21 protein-coding genes and 1 tRNA gene are annotated in these 20,908 nt (G+C 62.3%); 8 read left to right on the forward strand and 14 right to left on the reverse strand.

Annotated features, from left to right (window positions below; genetic code table 11):
* Positions 1-5 precede the first annotated feature (5 nt).
* Positions 6-1,235: a pyridoxal phosphate-dependent aminotransferase gene (locus IHE30_RS12000; RefSeq protein WP_337690878.1), complete on the forward strand. Its 1,230-nt coding sequence runs from the start codon at positions 6-8 to the stop codon at positions 1,233-1,235.
* A gap of 52 nt (positions 1,236-1,287) precedes the next feature.
* On the opposite strand, the gene IHE30_RS12005 is transcribed toward IHE30_RS12000, so the two are convergent.
* A complete protein-coding gene (locus IHE30_RS12005) occupies positions 1,288-2,454 on the reverse strand; it encodes a lytic transglycosylase domain-containing protein (RefSeq protein WP_337690879.1) in 1,167 nt (388 codons plus the stop codon).
* A gap of 573 nt (positions 2,455-3,027) precedes the next feature.
* Between IHE30_RS12005 and IHE30_RS12010 the strand changes: the two genes are divergently transcribed.
* The gene (locus IHE30_RS12010; RefSeq protein WP_337690881.1) at positions 3,028-4,602 is read left to right on the forward strand and encodes a UbiD family decarboxylase; all 1,575 of its coding nucleotides are present in this window, start codon (positions 3,028-3,030) and stop codon (positions 4,600-4,602) included.
* Positions 4,603-4,670: 68 nt separating this feature from the next.
* Here IHE30_RS12010 and IHE30_RS12015 read toward each other — a convergent pair whose 3' ends face one another.
* The 3 genes from IHE30_RS12015 to IHE30_RS12025 all read right to left on the reverse strand — a co-directional run bounded on the left by IHE30_RS12015 (position 4,671) and on the right by IHE30_RS12025 (position 5,797).
* Positions 4,671-4,970 carry a hypothetical protein gene (locus tag IHE30_RS12015; RefSeq protein WP_337690882.1) on the reverse strand — a complete coding sequence of 100 codons (300 nt, stop codon included), beginning with the start codon at positions 4,968-4,970 and terminating at the stop codon, positions 4,671-4,673.
* A gap of 336 nt (positions 4,971-5,306) precedes the next feature.
* Complete coding sequence (locus tag IHE30_RS15220; RefSeq protein WP_443193659.1) at positions 5,307-5,546, reverse strand: hypothetical protein; 240 nt, start codon at positions 5,544-5,546, stop codon at positions 5,307-5,309.
* 89 nt (positions 5,547-5,635) lie between these two features.
* Positions 5,636-5,797 carry a hypothetical protein gene (locus tag IHE30_RS12025; protein ID WP_337690918.1) on the reverse strand — a complete coding sequence of 54 codons (162 nt, stop codon included), beginning with the start codon at positions 5,795-5,797 and terminating at the stop codon, positions 5,636-5,638.
* A gap of 248 nt (positions 5,798-6,045) precedes the next feature.
* Between IHE30_RS12025 and IHE30_RS12030 the strand changes: the two genes are divergently transcribed.
* The 3 genes from IHE30_RS12030 (at position 6,046) to IHE30_RS12040 (ending at position 8,288) form a co-directional block, all read left to right on the forward strand.
* The gene (locus IHE30_RS12030; RefSeq protein ID WP_337690883.1) at positions 6,046-7,005 is read left to right on the forward strand and encodes a Rossmann-like and DUF2520 domain-containing protein; all 960 of its coding nucleotides are present in this window, start codon (positions 6,046-6,048) and stop codon (positions 7,003-7,005) included.
* Between the two features lie 56 nt (positions 7,006-7,061).
* Entirely contained in the window at positions 7,062-7,625 is a 564-nt protein-coding gene (locus IHE30_RS12035) for a YggT family protein (protein ID WP_337690885.1), read from the forward strand.
* Between the two features lie 588 nt (positions 7,626-8,213).
* Positions 8,214-8,288 (forward strand) — tRNA-Gly (locus IHE30_RS12040).
* Between the two features lie 229 nt (positions 8,289-8,517).
* Here IHE30_RS12040 and IHE30_RS12045 read toward each other — a convergent pair.
* A complete protein-coding gene (locus IHE30_RS12045; protein ID WP_337690886.1) occupies positions 8,518-8,778 on the reverse strand; it encodes a hypothetical protein in 261 nt (86 codons plus the stop codon).
* A gap of 326 nt (positions 8,779-9,104) precedes the next feature.
* On the opposite strand from IHE30_RS12045, the gene trmB reads away from it, so the two are divergent.
* Entirely contained in the window at positions 9,105-9,893 is a 789-nt protein-coding gene (gene trmB / locus IHE30_RS12050; protein ID WP_337690887.1) for a tRNA (guanosine(46)-N7)-methyltransferase TrmB, read from the forward strand.
* Positions 9,894-9,903: 10 nt separating this feature from the next.
* Here trmB and IHE30_RS12055 read toward each other — a convergent pair whose 3' ends face one another.
* The 4 genes from IHE30_RS12055 to IHE30_RS12075 all read right to left on the reverse strand — a co-directional run bounded on the left by IHE30_RS12055 (position 9,904) and on the right by IHE30_RS12075 (position 12,201).
* On the reverse strand, positions 9,904-10,746 hold the full coding sequence (locus tag IHE30_RS12055) for an undecaprenyl-diphosphate phosphatase (RefSeq protein ID WP_337690888.1): 843 nt from the start codon (positions 10,744-10,746) through the stop codon (positions 9,904-9,906).
* Positions 10,747-10,802: 56 nt separating this feature from the next.
* The gene (locus IHE30_RS12060) at positions 10,803-11,405 is read right to left on the reverse strand and encodes a DUF1439 domain-containing protein (protein ID WP_443193660.1); all 603 of its coding nucleotides are present in this window, start codon (positions 11,403-11,405) and stop codon (positions 10,803-10,805) included.
* Positions 11,398-11,670 carry a DUF6691 family protein gene (locus tag IHE30_RS12065; protein WP_337690890.1) on the reverse strand — a complete coding sequence of 91 codons (273 nt, stop codon included), beginning with the start codon at positions 11,668-11,670 and terminating at the stop codon, positions 11,398-11,400. Before IHE30_RS12065 ends, IHE30_RS12060 begins: the two co-directional genes overlap by 8 nt.
* A 270-nt stretch (positions 11,671-11,940) precedes the next feature.
* The gene (locus IHE30_RS12075) at positions 11,941-12,201 is read right to left on the reverse strand and encodes a YkgJ family cysteine cluster protein (RefSeq protein WP_337690891.1); all 261 of its coding nucleotides are present in this window, start codon (positions 12,199-12,201) and stop codon (positions 11,941-11,943) included.
* Between the two features lie 252 nt (positions 12,202-12,453).
* Here IHE30_RS12075 and IHE30_RS12080 point away from each other — a divergent pair, with 252 nt between their 5' ends.
* Positions 12,454-13,107 carry a protein-L-isoaspartate O-methyltransferase family protein gene (locus IHE30_RS12080; RefSeq protein ID WP_337690892.1) on the forward strand — a complete coding sequence of 218 codons (654 nt, stop codon included), beginning with the start codon at positions 12,454-12,456 and terminating at the stop codon, positions 13,105-13,107.
* A 3-nt stretch (positions 13,108-13,110) separates the two neighbouring features.
* Positions 13,111-13,434: a rhodanese-like domain-containing protein gene (locus tag IHE30_RS12085; RefSeq protein ID WP_104076705.1), complete on the forward strand. Its 324-nt coding sequence runs from the start codon at positions 13,111-13,113 to the stop codon at positions 13,432-13,434.
* Between the two features lie 583 nt (positions 13,435-14,017).
* On the opposite strand, the gene IHE30_RS12090 is transcribed toward IHE30_RS12085, so the two are convergent.
* The 5 genes from IHE30_RS12090 to IHE30_RS12110 all read right to left on the reverse strand — a co-directional run bounded on the left by IHE30_RS12090 (position 14,018) and on the right by IHE30_RS12110 (position 20,908).
* Entirely contained in the window at positions 14,018-15,637 is a 1,620-nt protein-coding gene (locus tag IHE30_RS12090; RefSeq protein ID WP_337690896.1) for a hypothetical protein, read from the reverse strand.
* A 453-nt stretch (positions 15,638-16,090) separates the two neighbouring features.
* Positions 16,091-17,428, reverse strand: coding sequence for a lipid IV(A) 3-deoxy-D-manno-octulosonic acid transferase (waaA, locus tag IHE30_RS12095; RefSeq protein ID WP_337690897.1), 1,338 nt, complete (start codon positions 17,426-17,428; stop codon positions 16,091-16,093).
* A gap of 18 nt (positions 17,429-17,446) precedes the next feature.
* Positions 17,447-18,331, reverse strand: a complete 885-nt coding sequence (locus IHE30_RS12100) for a Kdo hydroxylase family protein (RefSeq protein WP_337690899.1) — start codon at positions 18,329-18,331, stop codon at positions 17,447-17,449.
* 10 nt (positions 18,332-18,341) lie between these two features.
* Positions 18,342-19,340, reverse strand: coding sequence for a lipopolysaccharide heptosyltransferase I (gene waaC / locus IHE30_RS12105; protein WP_337690901.1), 999 nt, complete (start codon positions 19,338-19,340; stop codon positions 18,342-18,344).
* Between the two features lie 185 nt (positions 19,341-19,525).
* Positions 19,526-20,908, reverse strand: coding sequence for a phosphomannomutase/phosphoglucomutase (locus IHE30_RS12110; protein ID WP_337690903.1), 1,383 nt, complete (start codon positions 20,906-20,908; stop codon positions 19,526-19,528).

Genomic DNA, 20,908 nt, shown 5'->3' on the forward strand with positions numbered 1-20,908 from the left:
GCTGCATGACCGATACTGATTCGATGCCGGATCCGCTCGACACCGCCCGGGCCGCTCGACTCGCTTCACGCATCGACCGGATCGAGCCATTCCAGGTCATGGAATTCGTCAAGCAGGCCACCCGCCTCGAGCAGGCAGGCCATGACGTGATCCACATGAGCATCGGCGAGCCCGATTTCACGGCTCCACCGCCCGTCGCCGAAGCGGCGGTCTCGGCACTGCGCCGAGGCCTCACGCAGTACACGCCGGCGCTGGGCATCACGCCGTTGCGCGAAGCCATTGCAATGCATTACCGGCGTGTGTACGGCATCGATGTCGAACCGGCACGCATCGTCGTAACGGCCGGCGCCTCCGCGGCGCTGTTGCTCGCTTGCGCGGCGCTGGTAGATCGCGACGGCGAAGTGCTGATGCCGGATCCGACCTATCCGTGCAACCGCCACTTCGTCACCGCCTTCGAGGGCCGGGCGGTTCTAGTGCCGAGCGACGCGGCACAACGCTTTCAGTTGAGCGCGGCGCACGTGCAGCAGAATTGGGGCGCTAACACTCGCGGCGTGCTGCTCGCGTCGCCGTCGAACCCCACCGGCACGTCGATCGACGCGAACGAGCTGCAACGCATTGTCGATACGGTCCGCGCCCGCGGCGGCTTCGCGATCGTCGACGAAATCTATCAGGGACTGACCTATGATGCGCCGCCCGTCTCGGCGCTGTCACTGCACGGCGCACACGATCATGTCGTGACCGTAAATAGTTTTTCGAAGTACTTCAGTATGACGGGCTGGCGCCTGGGCTGGCTCGTGGTGCCGCCGCACTGGGTGCCGGCCTTCGAGAAGCTCGCGCAGAACCTATTCATCTGCGCGTCCGCGCTCGCGCAGCACGCGGCGCTCGCCTGCTTCGAGCCCGCGTCACTCGAGATCTACGAGCAACGGCGGCTCGAGTTCAAGCGACGGCGCGACTTCCTAGTACCGGCGTTGCGCGAATTGGGTTTCGGCATACCGGTCCTGCCGGATGGCGCGTTCTACGTCTATGCGAACTGCCGCGGCATCGCACACCAGGCTGCGTCGGACAGCGCGGCGCTCGCGTCCGTGATGCTTCAAGAAGCGAAGGTCAGCATGGTGCCGGGCCTGGACTTCGGCGTGCATGCGCCGCACGACTACCTGCGAATTTCATACGCGACATCGTACGAGCGGCTGCAACAGGCTATCGCACGGCTGCACGCCCTGTTTGACGCGTCTTAAGTGGGCGCTGCCACCGCCTCTTCCCCACCGGCTGTGCAGCACCCGACACTGATCAAGCGCCGATGTCGGCCAACTGCTCGGTATGTTTCGACACGGTACTGACGCCGGCGTCGTCCTGCGCATGCGTATCGGCGCCGGCAGGCGCCTTCTGCATGACAGCCGAAGGCTCAGCACCCAGCGTGACCGGCACCCGTTGCGTCGATGCATTGGTCTGCGGCGTTGTCGATGCAAGCATTGGCGCAGGCGATTGCGGGGCGCGAACTGGCACCCTGCGTCCGCGCGCGACATCCCGCAGCCGCGCGCGCTCGGCCAGCACCTTCGCGCCATAGCCACCATCGCTCGGCGATGTCGAGCCGACATAGCGCCGCAAGCCGCCCGCTACAGAGCCGCCACGGGCAATGCAGTCCTTGAGCACCAGGGCGCCGACCTTAATGTTGGCCAGCGGCTGCAGCGCGGCGCTCTGTCCCCCGAAGTAATCAAACTTGTCGGAATGAACCCTGGACATCACCTGCATGAGGCCCTTGGCGCCAACGCCACTTTCCGCATACGGGTTGAAGCCCGATTCAATCGCCATCACCGCCAGCAATAGCAGCGGGTCGAGCCCGACTTCGCGACCGATGTTGAACGCCGCCTTGACCAACTGGCGAACCGGCTCCTGCGCGACACGATAGCGCCGTGCAAGGTAAGCGGCAACCAGCGCTTGCTCATGCGCCGACACCAGTACGCGATCGTCTCGCGCATCGGAGGCAACACGCTCGGACGGGATGAGCCGGGCCAGCGTGCCAACCGACGGCAGGGTGTGCGGATCGAGCCCATTGAGCGGGGTCGGACCCAGGGCGGCCCCGCCGGGCAGATCATCATATCCCAGCTCGAGCGTCGCCGCGACGAACCCTTTGCCGCCGAGCGTAGCGGATACGGGCGTCATCCCCAACGGGGCGGCGTCGCCCTCCGGTCTGGCATGCGGCGCGAACGGCGGCAGCGGTTGGCCGGACAGCAATCGCGCCGGGCCGTTATGCACCGCCTCCACGATCAACGGCATGACCTTCGCGGCCAAGGTGCCGCGCAGCGCCGGCTGCCACCACAATGCCAGGCTCGTGAGCACCGCCAGCGCGCCGACGAGGCTCAACAGCATGGAAGAAAGCCGCGTGCCGCGGCGTAGCAGTTCGCGTACCGTTTGCACAACATCGCGCTTCGGTCGCCAACCTAACCAAGTATTCATACTTCACAAGCTCCCAGGGTTCATGGCCGGTCATGCCGTGCCTTGCAGCGACGACGACCTTCGTGCGAACACACAAGCGCAGTCGCAACCGATGTGCATGACAGGCCAAGGCATCGCCTGCGTTGGTTAGCCGCGGGACGATGCCGGGAAGAGATGGCGAGGCGCCATCTGCGCAGACGGGGGCGTCAGGATTCGTGACACACGCTGCGCGCGCGTCAATCAAGCCGCGCGGGCCACCCGCACCAAAAAGCCGGCATATTGGGCCAGCCGATGTCAGTTTGCGCCGCCCTTAGCGAGAAGGGTCGGCGTGACGCGAAGCGCCAAACAGGATGGCGGACTACGAGGCGGTCCCGCCACTGATGAGGTCGGATTCTAACAGGGTTTTATAGAGCATCAAAACTAAGGACTCGAGAAGTCAATACCTTTAGTTATAAAGAAACGGTCAATACGTGAGAATGAAGCACGCCGCGTGCCCCGAGACGCAGGTGGTCCGATTTGCAACAAATGTGTCGCACACACAAGCTAAAATGTACCCCTTGTGCCCGGCATGGCCGGCGACGTTCGTATAGTGTGATGAAATACAAAGACCTGCGTGACTTTGCGAGCCGCCTCGAAGCATTGGGAGAATTGCGAAGGGTGCGCGCTGCTGTCTCGCCAGTGCTCGAAATGACCGAGCTATGCGACCGCGTGCTCAATGCGGGCGGTCCCGCGCTGCTGTTTGAGAATCCGGCCGGGCACACGATGCCTGTGCTTGGCAACCTGTTTGGTACGACACGTCGCGTCGCGCTCGGCATGGGCGTCGATGCCGATGCCGACGACGCGGCCTTAACGTCGCTGCGCGATATCGGTCACTTATTATCGTCGCTGAAGGAGCCGGATCCGCCGAAGGGCCTGAAGGATGCGACACGGCTGCTTTCGCTGGCCAAGGCGGTCTGGGACATGGCGCCCCGCACGGTCAGCGCGCCGCCTTGCCAGGACATCGTGATCGAAGGGGGCGATGTCGACCTGGCGCGGCTGCCAGTCCAAACCTGCTGGCCACACGATGCGGCGCCGTTGATCACCTGGGGGCTCACCGTCACGCGGGGTCCAAACAAGCCGCGTCAGAACCTGGGCATCTATCGGCAACAAGTGATCGGGCGCAACAAGCTGATCATGCGCTGGCTCGCCCATCGCGGCGGCGCGCTGGATTTTCGCGAATTTGCGCTAGCCCATCCTGGCCAGCCCTATCCGGTCGCCGTCGCACTCGGCGCCGATCCGGCGACGATTCTCGGCGCCGTCACGCCGGTACCCGATACATTGTCCGAATATCAGTTCGCCGGCTTGCTGCGCGGCGGCAAAACCGAGTTGGCCCATTGCTTGACGCCCGGACTGACGCAGCTGCAGGTGCCAGCCCGCGCGGAAATCATCCTAGAGGGGTTCATCCATCCCGATGCAAGCACAGTGCAAGACAGCTCGGCACAACCAGGAACCGTTTCGACGCGCGCTCGTGTGGCCGGACCGGGCAGCGGCTACGAACATGCGCTGGAGGGGCCCTATGGCGATCACACCGGCTATTACAACGAGCAAGAGTGGTTTCCGGTGTTCACCGTCGAGCGCATCACGATGCGGCGCGCCGCGATCTACCATTCAACGTACACGGGCAAGCCGCCGGACGAACCGGCCGTGCTCGGCGTCGCGCTGAACGAGGTATTCGTGCCGCTGCTGCAAAAGCAGTTTCCGGAGATCACCGACTTTTATCTGCCGCCAGAAGGATGCAGCTACCGGATGGCCATCGTGCAGATGAAGAAAAGCTATGCCGGCCATGCCAAACGTGTGATGTTCGGTGTCTGGAGCTTCTTGCGGCAATTCATGTATACGAAGTTCATTGTCGTGGTGGACGACGACGTGAATGTGCGCGACTGGAAAGATGTGATCTGGGCCCTGACGACGCGCGTGGATCCGAGCCGCGACACGGTGCTGGTCGACAACACACCGATCGACTATCTCGACTTTGCGTCACCGGTGGCCGGACTCGGCTCCAAGATGGGCATTGACGCAACGAACAAGTGGCCCGGCGAGACCTCCCGCGAATGGGGCCGGCCGATCGTGATGGATGCAACGGTCAAGCGGCGCGTCGATGCGCTGTGGACGGAGATCGGCCTGGGGTAACGATGGCGCCAGCGGGCGTGCGCGCGGCAGCCTGCCATCATCACGACGGCGCACAGGCCTGCCGCCCGCTACCAGCGCCGATAATAACCGCCATGCCAATGAGGATGGGGATACCACGGCCGGTAATAGCCGCTATAGCCGCCCACAACGACCGCGGGCGGCGGCGCATAGACGAGCGGTGGCGCAGGTGCGTAGACCACCGGAGGCGGGGGCGGCGCGTAGACGAGCGGCGGCGGCGTATAAACCGGAGTAGCGTACACCGGACCAGGAATCCCAATCCCCACGTCAATCGACACATGCGCTTGCGCGTCGCCCGCCCCCACCAACAGTGGGACGACACCGACTAGGATCGGGACGATCTTTTTCACTACTCTCTCCTGAACACGATGCCGCCTATGACGGCACCACCATTGCACTGTACCGAAAATTCGCGCGGATGGCCGGGCCCAATTGTTGCAAAATGCAATAGAGATGCAGGCGCAATAGGCGGCTAGCGGGTGCTGTTGGCAGCCTCGCCATCATCGAAGCCCAGGCGCGGGGCGGCTGACAGGTGGAGTAGGCAGCGCCGGACCAACACGCCACGCTCGCCGCGCAACATTGGCTGACCGAGATGCTTCGAGTCGTTAAAGTTTCATTACAAAGTCACTGGATCACTTTGGCGCCCGTCGCCTATGGGTATTTTTTGTCGAGCCCAACCGGAGACATCACGTGTGTGCGGTGTCCTGGTCCGGTTCGGCCAGCATGCGCCATAGCGAATCGTTCTGGGCCTTCCTGCCGGGCACGCGCGCGGGCAGCGCGCTGCCCGCGCGGCGGCTCGAGAAGCAGCGCTCGATGCACGCAGCGATCAACGCGAAAAGACATACCCACCACAGGCTCAGCCTACCACTCAGCCTATTCCGCGTGACCCCCATCCGTTGGTCCGCCAGCCGGTTCTCGCCAGCCATTGATCCCCCCGCCGGTCCTGGCCAGCCAATGCACACCGCGTACCCGCCGCACACCCGTTACGGGTACCGTACCGTCAGCCCACTTACCGTCAGCCCACTTTTACATAGGCGAACTCGCGGCTTACGTTCGGCGGCACGTACAAGCCACCGATTCGCACGCGCGGCGTCAAGCGCATCCTTTGCTCCCACCACAAGCGGCGCTGGACCGCATTGAGGAATCGTAGGTGTTTCCGATACGAAAAGAGGCTCATGGCGCAAATCTCCTGATCAGGTGTTTTTTGATTGAGTTGTGGCCAATAATGGAGCGCGACGCAACTCGCCCGCGGCCGCCCCGCCACCTGCGGCCCACGACTCGTCCCTTGACAAACGCCTTGCATCACACCATTCAACGCGCAAGCAGCAACAGAGGACGCAGCAAGTGCGTCGCTATAACGCTTGACGCGAAGTAATACACAACTGGTCTATCATGGACACCGTTCTCGTGACTTAAGCATGAACCATGCCTTTTCCACCTCATCCGACCATTGGCTTCATCGGCGCCGGACGGCTCGCCCAAACGCTTGCCGCAGCGTGGCACCGGAGTGGCTACCGGATTGCCGCGGTCGCGAGCCGCTCAAAAGAATCGTCCAGGCAACTTGCCGAGCGGGCAGGACACTGCCAAATCGTCTCAGATTTGAGACACGTTATTGAGGCCGCTGAGCTGGTCTTCGTGACGGTGCCGGATGATGCAATCGGCGCGGTGGCCACTCAACTATGCTATTCCCCTGCGCGGGCCAGTTCATGCGCGCTCGTGCACTGCAGCGGCGCGTCCAGCGTCGAGTTACTCGAACCGGCCCGAGTCCAAGGCGTCTTGACGGGCGGCTTTCATCCGCTGTACCTGTTCACCGGACACGCGGCTGACGTGGACCGGCTGGCGGGCTGCTCCATCACGATTGAAGCTCCGGCGCCGCTGGACACCGCCCTACGCGCGCTTGCCAGCGCTCTGGACTGCGTGCCGTTGTCGATCCCGTCTGGTGCGCGAATGCTCTATCATGGCGCGGCGAGCTACGCTGCAAGCTTCGTGGTGGCGTCGCTGTACGAAAACGTCACACTCTGGAAACATATCGGATTGGATGAAGAAGTCGCATTGGCCGCATTGCTGCCCATGCTCGAGCGCACCCTACAATCGGTGCGCGACAAAGGCCTGTCCGGCGCGATCGCTGGGCCAGTGTCGCGCGGCGACGTTTCAGTGATCCGCCGCCAGCTCGACACCTTGGCCGCGTTGGGTGAAGATCACATGGCACTCTATGCGATGCTCACGCGCAGAGTGGCCGCGCTGGCACGCCGACGCTCGCCGGCGCCGCCCGGGCTTGACGCGATCGAAGCCACCGTCGCGGCAGCGCTGCAGCATGGCACGGACGCACCGGCACCCGACGATGGCGCGGCGCAGCGATCCGGCTGCGTGCTGCCGCGCCCTTGACACGTTGCGTCCGGTACCTTACAACTCGTCGGCTGCGCCACTCGAAGGAAAACAAGATGTTCGGGGATATTGCCCGCTTTCTGCTCAATACGATTTTCACGCTGTTCGGTGCCGCGCTGCTGCTGCGCGCGTGGTTGCATGTGGTCAGGCTCACGCCGTACAACCCGGTCTCGCAGGGCATCTTTCAGGCAACCAACTGGCTTGTGCTGCCGTTGCGCCGGGTCATTCCGGCCGCGCGTGGCATCGACTGGACGAGCCTGTTCGCCGCTTGGCTCACCGCGATCGTGTTCATCGTCCTGATGGTGGCCATCTCTGGGGGTGACCCGGCCTCACTGTTGCCCGCTGGATTCATCATCGCGCTGTTGACGATGGTCAAGTGGGCGTTGAACCTGACGATCTGGCTGACGCTGATCATGGCACTGCTCTCGTGGGTCAACCCGCGCTCCCCGGCGATGGCGATCCTACTGCAATTGACCGCGCCGCTGCTGAACCCGCTGCGCCGCGTAGTGCCTACGCTCGGCGGCATCGACCTGTCGCCGTTGGTGCTGCTCGTGATCGTCGAGGTATTATTGATGATCGTCACGCGCATCACCGTGTCGGTGACAATGTTCGGATTGTGAGCATGATGGGCGATACGCGTGCACGCGGTTAGCGCTCACGTGGAACTAGACGCGTCGCGGCCTCTATTGCACGTCGACGCTCACCGTTCGCGCCATGGCCTGCGCACCACGGCCGACATAGCGAAGATGCCAGTACACTTGAAACCGAGTCGGGCATCTACCAAACTTATATGGTTTGACCGTGCGGCCAGTGCAGGGTCTGAGTTCGAGCCGCCAAGCACGAAGTTGCCGTATGAACGTCGAACCGACCATGCTGCCGAGCTGGATCGCCATGAGCGGGGCACGCAGCGGCCTTGAGCGTTGCCATTCCAGGCCGCGTGCAGCCCAGCATGCCCAATAGCCGCCACTTCCGCCTACGTAAGCCGCTTGTCCTGCCAGGGGCTGTAGCGCTTGTTTTGTCAGGGACTGTCGATTTCTTCGGATCCCATCTGCCGGGTTTCCTGTCACCAACGTCCTCGGCGGGCGGGTGGCTCCATACCACGTCCATAAAAGCGACATGCTGCAGACCCGGACAACTCCTATGCTTACGACAACGCCGCGGCACTTCGCTCCTCAAACCGCCCAAAACCCTGTAGAATTAGCGACTTCGCGGGCGTCGTATAATGGCTATTACCCCAGCTTCCCAAGCTGGAGACGTGGGTTCGATTCCCATCGCCCGCTCCACCTCCCGGTTTCATCCCTGCAAGTGCAGTAAGTTCTCCGAGCGGCCAGCTCGTTCAAGACGCCGCTCTGTCGCGAGCAGAATTGGCACTATAGGTGCGGCACGCGTTCAGGCCATACCGCCCATCCGGCCGTAGGTAGGCGTATACCTCTTCGACGAAGCCGCTTTCCGGCTCTTGCTCACATCGCGCTTAATCACTCGCATCAGGTCTTTCTTGATTGACCAAAGAGATTAGAACGCCTCATACCAACTGCGCTTTATCCAATGCTGCTCGCGCGCCGCCGCGTCGGGCAACGGGCGGTCAAACGCAATGGGAATCGAAATCCGGGGCGCCTCATTGTTGCCGACTAGCGTGGCCATCGGTATCAGGTTGGAGCCGGCCGGCAAATGAGAGATCAGCATCGCCTTATGCTTGATGGGCGCATGCTCGGGCACTTTGCACGACATAAGCCGCATGGCCTTGCCCACTGCGCCGCAAACCGATTGCAGCATGGTGAGCGCAGCGGGTTCATTCGTGCGCCATCGGCTTGTCTGTATGGATCAAGGCTGTCAGCTAGTGTTGCTCGCCCCCGAGCGCACGCCAGCACGTCAGGCGCGCATCGCGCCCGCCGGTTGACGGGATAGCAAAACCGGTCCACAATCCCCGCTCTTCGCGAAAGTTTTACTTTCGCCGAAATGACCGGGACCATGCGTTCATCCCGCATCGCCCATCCCAAGACACCAAAAGCCGTTCAATATGCGAACGGCTTTTTGCTTATCCGCCGCACGCCGGCCCGACGCACTTGCTGCGCCGGACGGTCTGCCGCAAACGCCGCACGATGACTCACAATCCTTCCGATCGCCACGACGACACGGCCGCGCACAAGCGTGCCGACAATGAAGTCCACGAAGACAGCGGCCATGGCGCGGCACCCGCCACCGATGCAACCCCGCCGCTGCGCCGCATCCGCAGCTTCGTGACTCGAGCGGGGCGTTTATCCAACGCCCAGCGACGAGCGCTGGACGAACTGGGTCCGCGATTCAAGCTACCTTATACCGGCGCGCCACTCGACTGGGGTGCGATCTTTGGTCGCGATGCGCCGCGCGTGCTCGAGATCGGTTTTGGCATGGGCACGACAACCGCCGATATCGCCGCACAGCGGCCAGGCGACGACTTTCTCGGCATCGAGGTTCACGAGCCGGGCGTAGGGGCGCTGCTGAAGCTGATCGGCGAAAGACAACTGAGCAATATCCGCGTGATTCAGCACGACGCGGTCGAGGTCATCGAGCATATGCTGGCCGAGAACAGCGTGGATGGCGTACACCTCTTCTTCCCCGACCCGTGGCACAAGGCGCGTCACCACAAGCGCCGGCTCATCCAGCCACCGTTTGTTAAGCTGCTCGCCTCACGGCTACGCGCCGGCGGCTACTTGCACCTAGCGACGGACTGGCAGAATTACGCAGAGCAGATGCTCGACGTACTGCGCGCGGAATCGGCTCTCGCCAATGCGTCGGACGAGGCGAGCGGCTATGCACCGCGCCCGGATTATCGGCCGGTGACAAAATTCGAGCGCCGCGGACTGCGACTTGGCCACGGCGTCTGGGATCTGCTGTTCACGAAGCGTTGAGTACCCCAGGTCAGTGGCTAAACGTGACCCCCGCCAGATAGCTAGCGACCAGCACCAGCAGTCCAAAGCCAATCCGATACCACGCAAACACAGTGAAGTCATGTGTTGCGATGTAGCGCAACAGCCAGCGCACGCACGCGAATGCGCTGACGAACGCGGTCACGAAGCCGACCGTGAACGGCCCCATGTCCGATACACTCAACGCGTCACGCGCCTTGACCAATTCGTACACGGTGGCGCCGAAGATCAACGGGATGGCGAGGAAGAACGAGAACTCGGTTGCAACACGCCGCTCCAGGCCGGTGAGCAGTCCTCCCACGATCGTCGCCCCCGAGCGTGACGTGCCGGGGATCAGTGCGAAGCATTGCGCGAGCCCGACTTTCAGGGCATCAACGACGGTCAACTCATCGATCGATTGCACACGGGCAACGTACGCATCGCCATCGCGACGGCGATGCGCCGCCTCCACCCACAACAGGATGATGCCGCCGACAATCAGCGCAATCGCCACCGGCACCGGCGAAAAGAGCAGCGCCTTGATAGGCTTCTCGAACAGCAGTCCCATCACGACCGCGGGAAGACAGGCGACGATCACGTTGAGCGCAAAACGCCGCGCTGGCGGCTCGGTGGCCAGGCCCTGCACGACTTGGCCAATACGCTCGCGATATTCCCAGCATACCGCGAGGATGGCGCCGAATTGAATTGCAACGTCGAAGACCTTGCTGCTGTCGCCGGTAAAATCGATCAGTTCTCCCATCAGGATCAAATGTCCTGTACTGGATACGGGAAGGAATTCCGTCAAGCCTTCCACCATGCCAAGCACCAGCGCCTTGAGCAACAGCAACAGATCCATTCCATCGTCCTTTGAAGAAGCAACCTGAGCCGGGGCGGCGGCCGCGCGCGACGCCGCTACTTCTCGACGATCTGCACGCGTATGCCATCTGAAAGAATGGTAATTGTACCGGGTTCATATTGCTGTCCGGCAAATTGCAGTTGCTCAGACTTGAACGTGTAGACTGGGTAGTTAGCCAGCCACTGGGTCACGGCAATCGATGCGGCAGCATGGATCTGTTGCGTGTACGGCGCCGCGTCGCCGCTGACGTCGATCCGCTCAATACTGGGATGGCGCAGCACTACCGAGCGGCTAGGCGCGTCGTACGCTAGTTCGCTGGATAAGCTCACGACACTGTTCACCGGCTGCCCCAGCAACGGACTGGCCAAGTGCGCGTCGATCGTGACCACGACGCGGTTGGCATCTGCGCGCAACGCGACGACCGGATTGGCCAACGCCAGGTCCAGCAATGGGCCGACGCTGCGCTGATACGGGAACTTGCGCTCGATCGCACGCTGCACCTGCCGCTGCGAGAAGGTGTAATGATCCGGCACGAACGGGAAAATTCCGGCATGCGCGACACCGGGCGCCACAGCCATCGTCCCCGCCACGCCAAGCGGCACGATCAACGACAGCGCGGCCGCCGCCCGCACCAGCGCGCGGACCACCGTTTCAATCATGCAATGCTCCTCTTTCGGCTCGCCCCCACCCATCCGATTCTCGCTGCGAGATGATCTTGAAGATGGCCATGTTGGCCATCATTGCCGCCATGAAACCCTTCGCCTTCGGATAGCCGGCACTGAGCGTCACGAGCGTAGGCTCCGGACAGCAACCCGTCAAGCGACAGCCGATGCCGAACGCGGCACTGCCCGGCACCCGCCGCGACGCCACTGCCTCACTCGCCGGCAACTGCAGGGACGGCCCGAGCAACGAGCAAGCGCGCACGGGCTCGCCACCGAATCGAAAATGTTCTCGCCTTCGCGGCGAGTCGCCACCAGCCTGTTGCTCCGCAGCACGCCCAGCTGCTGCGAAAACGTCGGCTGCTAAATGCGCAATTCCTTTTGCAGTGCGCCGACCGTCCCTCTTACGACAGCCCGCCCATCAGCACAGCCGGCACATCAGCCTATACCGTTGACACGCGTTTCACACGCGCCGCCGAACGCTCCGCTACGGCTTGGGCGCCGCACTCAACGACGTGCCAGCGCAACGCCTCCATTACGCCGAGGGGACGGTTAGTTGCTCGAGCTGCGTCAGCCAATGCAGCGCGTGGGCACGGGAGCGTCCGCACATTTCCTCGGACGCCTGCAAGCCGCCGCAGCAACGCGGCCTGTCAGGCACGCCAAAAATCCGGCAACGCATCTGCGCATCCAGCTGGACACACGCCACGCCGGCGGGCTTACCGCTCAGCATGCCGGGAATTGGGCTGGAAATGGAAGGCGCAATGCAACAGGCACCGCAATTGGGACGGCAGTTCATGGGATCCGGTCATGGACGATCGGCGACGTAGCCAGCACACTGGAGCGGCACCGCACGCGCGGCCTACGCCATCAGCGCTGCCACAGGGGCCTGCGAGACCAAGCTTGCTACGAAGCCTGCTACGAGAGCCTGCGGCCGGCAAAGCCGGTATCGGCCGAAGAAAGGGCCGGCGATGAGAGAACCGGCAACGTCATCAAAGGGTCGAGTATAATTCCAACGCTTACCTTCGTCGATTCAAACCGTCAAGACACCATGAACATCGAGCAAGCACGCTTTAACATGATCGAACAGCAAATCCGCCCGTGGGAGGTGCTGGACCAAGACGTGTTGAACCTGCTGGCGATTGTCAAGCGCGAGAATTTCGTGCCTGCTGCTTATCGCAACATTGCGTTCGCCGATCTTGAGGTGCCGCTGCCGGCGGGCCAGCACATGCTGTTGCCGAAGATCGAGGCGCGGGTGCTGCAGGAGCTGGCCGTGAAAAAGCACGAGGTGGTGCTAGAGATCGGTGCCGGCTCCGGCTACATGGCGGCGCTACTCGCGCATCGCGCGCGCTCGGTGCTGACGCTGGACATTGTCCCGGAACTGGCGGAGCTGGCCCGGGCCAACCTGGCGGCGAACGACGTGACCCATGCACAAGTGGAAACCGGCGACGGTTCCCGCGGCTGGCCCGCACAAGGGCCGTATGACGTCATCTGCGTATCGGGCGGGCTGCCGATGCTGCCACAAGCAATGTTGGAGCAATTGAAGATCGGCGGCCGACTTGCGGCATTCGTCGGCGTGGCACCGGTCATGCGCGCACAAATCGTCACCCGTGTGGACGACAAGCAATACCGGATCGCCGACGTCTTCGAGACGTTCGTCCCACCCCTCATCAACGCGGTCGAGCCGCCTCACTTCAAGTTTTAAGCCATGCAGAACCTCACTGCCTCCGACCTCGCCGCCTGGCTTGCTGACTCGTCTCGTGCCGCACCCGTATTGCTCGACGTGCGTGAACCGTGGGAGGTCTCGACAGCCCGGCTTGACGGTATCGTGCATATCCCGATGAAGGACATTCCGGCGCGCAGCGAAGAGCTTGACGACGACGCGCAGATTGTCTGCATCTGCCATCATGGCGCCCGCAGCGCAAACGTGGGCATGTTCCTCGAGGCGCGCGGCTTCAAGCACATCTATAACCTGCAAGGCGGTATCGATGCGTGGTCGCGGCAAGTCGATCCGTCAGTGCCGACTTATTGAACGCACTGCGCTGCCCCCACTAAAAAGCAGCGCCGTCGATGCACGCGGCGGGGCGCCAGCTATGCATGTCGCACCCGCTGACATACCGTGACATCCTGTCGCGCACCGACACCAGTACGGCGCGCTCCTCGTCGCCCCGCAGCCGCACCGCTTCAGCGTGTCCTTCGCTGATTCGCCCCCGTCACTGATTCGGTGTTCTCTTGCTGATCCTGCGCGCATCGTCGTGGCCTGGGCCCGTCCGCCTGCATCCTCATCGATGGTGCAGCGCCTATTGAGCGGGCCTTTTCATCGATCGGCGTGCTGCCTGGCGCCAGGCGGCCGGGCGTGCAGCCCTTAAACGCCCGCGACATCGGGGTACACGCTCAGGCGTTTAATAGATTAACGTGGAAAGCCGGTACGGCTAGTGGCGTAGTACTACGAACTTGCAAAGGAACTCGCCAGCCAGTACAGGATAATGAGCCGCATCAAAAACGTCGACGAGGGCACGGGCAGCGAATCGGGGACAAAAGGCATACGACAACGGATTGCACATTAAGCGGCGGGCGGCACGCCGGCCAGCGGCGTCGCGCTATCTTGGATCTTCCTAAACGTTTGTGGAACGGATTAATTGGATCATTGCCGAACCAAGGGGCTGCTTCAGCAGGTACTGCTTCAGCTCTTCGGCGTAGACTCGGTCATCGTCGGTCAGCGTGATGCGTGATGCGAAGGGCTCCGAACGTTGCTGCACAATCCGTTTTTGGATCGATGACGATGAAGCCAATACCTGGTTGTTGACCGGCGTGCGGGATGTCCCCGATTGCTGCGCCTGTGCCGCTCTCACTTCTAACATACGCTTTTCCAGCGTCATCAAATACTGATTGTATTGGTTCTTGTAACCCTTCCACTCACGATTGGACTCCAAGTCTTTTTCAAGGTTTTGGACGTCCGTTCTAAATTTCTTCAGTTTGATGTAGTTCGTCCATTCAGGATCGGCTTGCATATTTTTTGCAAAATCCCTGATGGTCGCTCGGAACGATCCCTCGTCGCTCCGCCACGCTAAGTTGGACTGCAAAACATCGTCAAAAGTTTTGACGCCTGCCAGCAATTTCTCCAGTTCACTGTAGCTACCCCACTTGGAATCGAATTGCAGCGCGCTTTCGAAATGGTTGACAGATTCCATGAAATTGTGCAGCTTACCGGAATTTTTCCTGTCTAGGTCAGACTGCGCACGCTTCTCGAAATGCTTGACGGCCACTTTGAACTCATCCAGCCTCTCATAGTAGGCTTGCCACTTAGGATTAGGCTGGAATTTACTTTCAAAATTCTGGATGGTCGCTGCAAATTCGCTCAGCTTCGTGGCATCCTTCCCCTTGGCATTGGACCGCATATTTTTTTCGAATGCTTTGGCAGACTTTAGAAATTTATCCCACTCCTTATAATAGTCTCGCCATTCGGGATCACACTGCAGCTCACGCTCAAACTCTTTGATGGCCACCCACAACGTTTGCAACTTCCCGACGTCCTCGCGTTCCGCGTCTGACTGCGAAATATCTTTAAACTCCGCGAGAGCCTTCTTGAACCGCTTCAGCTTCCCGTCTCGGACGCTCCATTTATCGGCCGGTTGCACATGTTTGCCATAGACCGACTTGCAAGCAGTGGAGAAAACGGTGAGCAGCGGCGCACGAGGGCCGAGCATATTATCGCTCCCCCTAACCTTCTTCACGATCAGCGGCTCGAAGCCGTTAATCGTCTGATACAACTCTTTAGGAGCAGAGAACTTGTAGTCGAGGTACTGTTGGTGAAGTACGTCGATTTGACTGTCAGATTCCGCCGTCCCGCTCGGGCCACCAAACGACATGCTAATAAAACGGCCAGCCTTTTTTAATCGCTGCGTCATCGGTTGCGAATTCGCGCGACGCACGTGAACGGGCCGAAGTTCACTAGCATACAGTTGTGCCTCCGGCACGGATCCGAAGCGCCGATGCGCCTTCGTCGATATCGGAGCGTTGCCGATGTTGTCATACCGCGGCTCGTAAATATCACGGTTTAGCGGCGTCAGGCTGGCACGACGCGATGGCGCCTTGGGAAGCAGTCCGTCCAAACCGAAACGCTGGCCCGGAGGCGTCGCTACATACCGCTGATTCGTACGCTCGTAGCTTCCTTCGTGTTTTAAGCGTGCGCGGAACAGCTTAAAAAAGGGGGAAAAACATCCGATGGTCTTCATAATCGCCCTCGTCAAGATGCAGGATACCCGCCTGCAGCAACGTCAACAATTCATACTCGAAGGCAACGGCGCGGCAAACCAGCTCCGACTGTCAGATAGTAAAAGCTATATCGGTACGCCATGCGACGTGGCGCGAAACGTCAGTATGACCAGCGCACCCGCCCATCGCGCGCGATACACATCTTTTTTATTAATCGCCAATAAAGTTACTAAATAGACAGCGCTATTGCTTCGTCATGCATAGCATCGACGTCGTTCCATCTGCTGCGGGCTGCTTTTCATGCGCTTGCGGGACGTGCTCCGTGTCGTTTCGCCTCACGTCACCAGGGCTGTGCGGTATGTCGACGTCCGTCACGCGGTCATCGCCCGGCGCACGCACGATGCGAGGCGACAAACCTTTGATGATGAACCACCTAGGAACGCAAAGCGGCTTGGCAGACGTCGTGCGTCTTATCAAGAAGAACGGCCTGTTCGCGGCTTGACAGGCGGCAACAGCGCCTCCAGCGCATCGATCGTGCGACGGGTTGCGCCACGGTGACGCGCCGCGAACGCGGCCCCGGCAGCGCTCATCGTCACACGGCGCGCGCGATCGGTCAGCACCGTGCGCACGGCGTGCGCCAACGTTGTCGGATCCTGCACCCGCAGCGCAGCGCCGGCCGCGATTGCGTCGGCACTCGCCTGTGCAAAATTAAATGTATGTGGGCCGATCACGACCGGCACGCCGACAGCGCATGCCTCGATCAGGTTCTGGCCACCGAGTGGCAGCAAGCTTCCGCCGATGAAGGCCACGTCCGCCGCCGCGTAGTAGGCGCGCATCTCGCCCATTGAATCGCCGAGCAGCACTTGCACGTCGGCCGGCAGCGGCTCGATGGCGGCCGCCTCGCGCGAGCCCGGCGCGAGCGAGGCGCCGGCCCACTGCGAGCGGCGCGCCAGCTTGAGTCCGGCGCGCTCGACCAGCGACGCCACCTCATCAAAACGCTGGGGATGGCGAGGCACCAGCACCAGCAGCGCATCGGCAACGTGGAGCTGGCGGTATGCGTCCAACACGAGCGCCTCTTCGCCCTCGCGCGTGCTGCCCGCCACCCACACCGGCCGCCGGCCGATTGCCGCGTGCCAGGCACGGCCGCGCTCAGCCAACTCGGCCGGGGCTTCCATATCGAACTTTAGGTTGCCGAGCACCGCGACGTCACGCGCGCCAAGCGCGCTCAGGCGCTGCGCGTCGGCAGGGCTCTGCGCCAACACGCGCGCAAAGCCGCCGAATACCTGACGCCCCGCCGCGCCAAAACGCGAGGCGCGCCGGTATGAGCGCTCCGACATTCGCGCGTTGGTCAGCACCAGTGGCACGCCCGCATGGCGGCACTCGTCGATCAGCGTCGGCCACACCTCAGTTTCCATCACGATGCCCAACGTGGGACGCCATGCGCGCAGAAACCGCCGGACCGGACCGCACATGTCATAGGGCAAATAGCAGCGCAACACGCGCGAGCCGAATAGTTGCTCGCCGGTCGCGCGTCCGCTCGGCGTCATGTGCGTGAGCAGCACCCGCGCATCGGGACGCTCGTCGAGCAGCGCCTGCACCAGCGGTTGAGCGGCACGCGTCTCACCAAGCGACACCGCATGGATCCAAACCAGCGGGGCGTCGTCGTGCGCTGCGCGACCCGCCGCATGGCCGAACCGTTCGCCAATATGCTCGATGTAGACGCGCTCGCGCCGCGAGCGTGCCACCAGGCGCACGATGGCCAGCGGTGCCACGATGCACCAGAGTGCGCGATACAGAATCCTTAGTAGCATCGATCGTCGGCCAACGGGTCAGATAAGCGCATGGCCCGCGAGACGCTCCAGGATGCCCAGCGGCGCGCATTGCGGCTGCACCATTGAGCGCACCGGCAGGAAGAAGGTCTGCTCGAGCATGAACTGGCCGGACATCACAGCATGCGACGTCTGGTCCGAAAAGCATACCCAGACGCTGCCCGGCGCAAACGGCACTGTCTGCTGCGGCGCGTTGCGCTGGTAGTCCAGGTCGGCCTTCATCGCGTCATGAAGGTGCAACATCAGATGGTCGTACTCGCTGCGTCGCGTCTTGGTCACACGCAGCAGCTTCAACAGCCATGCGGCTCCGGGCACGAGTTTCGGTATATGAGGCAGAAACCGGCGTGCCACGTCCTCAAACGGCTCGCCGACCCGCCACACGCGCGGCTCGCCGTGTGGGTTGATGTTCGTAAACACGCGCAGGATTCGCTCGCCATAGTTCGGCCGCGACGGAAACGCGTCCACGTGCAGCCGGCTGTCGTCCTTGCGCCATGATGTCTTGCGTGTTTCGACACGATGCAACCGCAGGCTGGTGGGCGCGACGCGGAGCTTGCCCGTATATTCCGGAAACAGTCCGTCGATCAGTTCGCGTGCATTGAGTTGATAACGCGACACCAGCGCACGCACGGCCGACTGCGTGACCGCATCGCCCGACACGCCGTGCAACGCGCCGCCATTGGGCGCCAAGCTGATGTTCTTGCGCTTGGGGTCGGCGATCGCCGGATCCAGCAGTGCTTGTTCGCCCCCTTCGATCACAAAGCGCAAGTGGGGGAAATACAGCACTTTGCCGGACTCCACCGCGGCCAGCAGTGTCTCGCGTGGCACCGACAGGTGTTGCCCGTGCCAATCGGCGGCTTGGACCTCGATGATTTGTGATTCGCTCATGAACATATCGCTACAGCAATCCGAAGCCAGCCAGCGCACGCTTGACGTCGGCAAGGCCCGGTGAGGCGCCCGCCGTCCCCAGGTTGACGATGGCAGGCGACCAATAGCCGCCGGTGCGCCATGCCGTCGCAAAATTGTACAACTCGATCGTCGGACGCTTGAGCGCCGCGGCAATATGGACTAGACCGGTGTCAACGCCGACGGTCGCCGCCGCGCCATCGATCAGTCCCGTGACCGCCGGCAGCGACAGGCGCGGCGGCACGAGCGCGGCGGCACCGAATTGCTGCGCAAGCCGCTCGCTAGTCGCACGCTCGACGTCGCTGCCCCAGGGCAGCACGATCGACGCGCCGCGGCGAATGAGTGCCTGGCCCAACTCGATCCAGCAGCGTTGCGGCCATTGCTTGTCCTCGCGCGAGGTCGCATGCACGAACACCACGTACGGCACCGGCAAGTTCAGCCCCGTGCGCGCCAGCTCGAGCGCCGCGCGGCGCCGGTCAATGCCGAAATCGATGTCTTGTTCATCGGCTCGCGGCGTTGGATCACCGAGCGCACGTGCGACCAATTGCCGGGAACGCTCGACCACATGCGTACGCGCCTCGATCGGCACACACGTGCGGTAGAACCAGCGTACCGGCCACTCATAACCGGCTCCGTCGGTGCGGTTGCCCAATCCGACAAGGTTGCCGCGTGCCCAGCTCGCGACCCATGCGCTCTTGACCAGTCCCTGGCAATCGATCACCACGTCGTACTGCTCAGCAGCCAATGTGCGCCTGAATTGCCGCACTTCACGCCACGTCGTGGCCGACAGCGGCCGCTTGCGCCAGCGACGCAAAGAGAATGGGATGACGCGACGCACGCCTTGGACGAGTTCGACCAGCTCGACGAAATTCTCCTCGACCAGCCAGTCAATGACCGCATCGGGATGGCGCCGCCGGATGTCGGCGACCACCGGCATGTTGTGAACGACGTCGCCCAGCGACGACAGCCGAACGATCAGAATCTTTTGCACGCGGATCAATACGCTACGGGAACCACACCGGCCCTATCGCCGGCGAAAGAGGATCGCCGGCGGGCTCTCGACCGCCGGGCGAAAAGTAGCGAATTGTAGCGCGGATAGACACGGCTATCGCATCGGACCCGAACGGCGCCGATAAACGGGGCACACGGCCCGGCAGCCGCGTTGTGCCGAACCGCCTAGAATGGGAGTTTTGCGTCCGGCTTCTGCGCAATGATTACACGCCTGAAGTCCGCCTGGATCCGCTTGAGCGCGGCATCATTGTCGGCCTCGAAGCGCATCACGACCACAGGCGTGGTATTGGATGAGCGTGCGAGCCCGAAGCCGTCCGGGTACTCCACGCGCAGACCATCGATCGTCATCACCTCGTCGGCACCGTCAAACGTCGCATGCTTTTGCAGCTTGCCGATCAGCTCGAAGTTTTCGCCCTCGTTGAGCTTAAGCTGCAATTCGGGCGTCGAGATCGAGTTCGGCAAGCTGTTGAGCAACTGACTCGGGTCGGCTACGCGCGACAGGATTTCCAGCAGCCGTGCACCAGTATAGAGACCGTCGTCGAAACCGTACCAGCGGTCCTTGAAAAATACGTGTCCGCTCATCTCGCCGGCAAGTGGCGCGCCGGTTTCGCGCAGCTTTGCCTTCACCAGCGAGTGGCCGGTCTTCCACATCACCGGCTCGCCGCCCTGCTCGCGCACCCACTTGGCCAGGTTGCGCGTGCACTTCACGTCATAGATGATTTGCCCGCCCGGGTTGCGCGACAGCACCTCTTGCGCGAACAACATCAATTGCCGGTCCGGATAGATGATCTGGCCGTCCTTGGTCACGACGCCGAGCCGATCGCCGTCACCGTCGAACGCAAAGCCGATCTGTGCGTCGGTCTCCTTCAGCGCACGAATCACATCCTGCAGGTTTTCGGGATGGGCCGGGTCCGGGTGGTGGTTCGGGAAATTGCCGTCCACCTCGCAGAATAGCTCGACCAGCTCGCATCCGAGCGCCTTGAACAGCCTCGGCGCAAGCGATCCCGCCACGCCATTGCCTGCATCGACGACGATCTTCAGCGGCCGAGCCGGCTGGATGTCGGACACGATCCGCTCGACGTAGGCATCGCGCACGTCATGTTCGCTGTAGCTGCCGGCGCCCGTGGCGAAATTGCCCTCGACGATACGCTTATACAACGCCTGAATTTGCTCACCGTAGATCGCGGCGCCGCGCAACACCATCTTGAAGCCGTTGTAGTCCGGCGGATTATGACTGCCCGTGACAACGATGCACGAATCCACCTGCCGCCCCGCGAGCGGCACGCTGGCCGCGAAATAGCCGAGCGGCGTCGGCACCAGGCCGATATCGATCACGTCCACGCCCGCCGCGCGCAGGCCATCGGCCAGCGCGGCGGACAACTGCGGACCCGACAGGCGCCCGTCGCGACCGACCACCACCGCATCGCCACCTTGCGCGCGCACCTCGCTGCCGAACGCGCGGCCGATCTGCCGTGCCACATCGGCATCGAGCGTCTTGCCGATGACGCCGCGAATATCGTAAGCCTTGAAAATCGATTGAGAAATCAT

This window comes from Mycetohabitans sp. B46, from assembly GCF_037389205.1.
In the GTDB taxonomy this organism is placed as follows: domain Bacteria; phylum Pseudomonadota; class Gammaproteobacteria; order Burkholderiales; family Burkholderiaceae; genus Mycetohabitans.

Excerpts from the sequence above, each read along its gene's own strand:
- IHE30_RS12085 (WP_104076705.1), top strand. The coding sequence starts at position 13,111 with ATGCAGAACCTCACTGCCTCCGACCTCGCCGCCTGGCTTGCTGACTCG.
- IHE30_RS12090 (WP_337690896.1), bottom strand. The coding sequence starts at position 15,637 with ATGAAGACCATCGGATGTTTTTCCCCCTTTTTTAAGCTGTTCCGCGCA.
- IHE30_RS12080 (WP_337690892.1), top strand. The coding sequence starts at position 12,454 with ATGAACATCGAGCAAGCACGCTTTAACATGATCGAACAGCAAATCCGC.
- IHE30_RS12010 (WP_337690881.1), top strand. The coding sequence starts at position 3,028 with ATGAAATACAAAGACCTGCGTGACTTTGCGAGCCGCCTCGAAGCATTG.
- IHE30_RS12110 (WP_337690903.1), bottom strand. The coding sequence starts at position 20,908 with ATGATTTCTCAATCGATTTTCAAGGCTTACGATATTCGCGGCGTCATC.
- trmB (WP_337690887.1), top strand. The coding sequence starts at position 9,105 with ATGACTCACAATCCTTCCGATCGCCACGACGACACGGCCGCGCACAAG.
- IHE30_RS12025 (WP_337690918.1), bottom strand. The coding sequence starts at position 5,797 with ATGAGCCTCTTTTCGTATCGGAAACACCTACGATTCCTCAATGCGGTC.
- IHE30_RS12045 (WP_337690886.1), bottom strand. The coding sequence starts at position 8,778 with ATGCTGCAATCGGTTTGCGGCGCAGTGGGCAAGGCCATGCGGCTTATG.
- IHE30_RS12055 (WP_337690888.1), bottom strand. The coding sequence starts at position 10,746 with ATGGATCTGTTGCTGTTGCTCAAGGCGCTGGTGCTTGGCATGGTGGAA.
- IHE30_RS12100 (WP_337690899.1), bottom strand. The coding sequence starts at position 18,331 with ATGAGCGAATCACAAATCATCGAGGTCCAAGCCGCCGATTGGCACGGG.
- IHE30_RS12035 (WP_337690885.1), top strand. The coding sequence starts at position 7,062 with ATGTTCGGGGATATTGCCCGCTTTCTGCTCAATACGATTTTCACGCTG.
- IHE30_RS15220 (WP_443193659.1), bottom strand. The coding sequence starts at position 5,546 with ATGGCTGGCGAGAACCGGCTGGCGGACCAACGGATGGGGGTCACGCGG.
- waaA (WP_337690897.1), bottom strand. The coding sequence starts at position 17,428 with ATGCTACTAAGGATTCTGTATCGCGCACTCTGGTGCATCGTGGCACCG.
- IHE30_RS12030 (WP_337690883.1), top strand. The coding sequence starts at position 6,046 with ATGCCTTTTCCACCTCATCCGACCATTGGCTTCATCGGCGCCGGACGG.
- IHE30_RS12000 (WP_337690878.1), top strand. The coding sequence starts at position 6 with ATGACCGATACTGATTCGATGCCGGATCCGCTCGACACCGCCCGGGCC.
- IHE30_RS12060 (WP_443193660.1), bottom strand. The coding sequence starts at position 11,405 with ATGATTGAAACGGTGGTCCGCGCGCTGGTGCGGGCGGCGGCCGCGCTG.
- IHE30_RS12005 (WP_337690879.1), bottom strand. The coding sequence starts at position 2,454 with ATGAATACTTGGTTAGGTTGGCGACCGAAGCGCGATGTTGTGCAAACG.
- IHE30_RS12075 (WP_337690891.1), bottom strand. The coding sequence starts at position 12,201 with ATGAACTGCCGTCCCAATTGCGGTGCCTGTTGCATTGCGCCTTCCATT.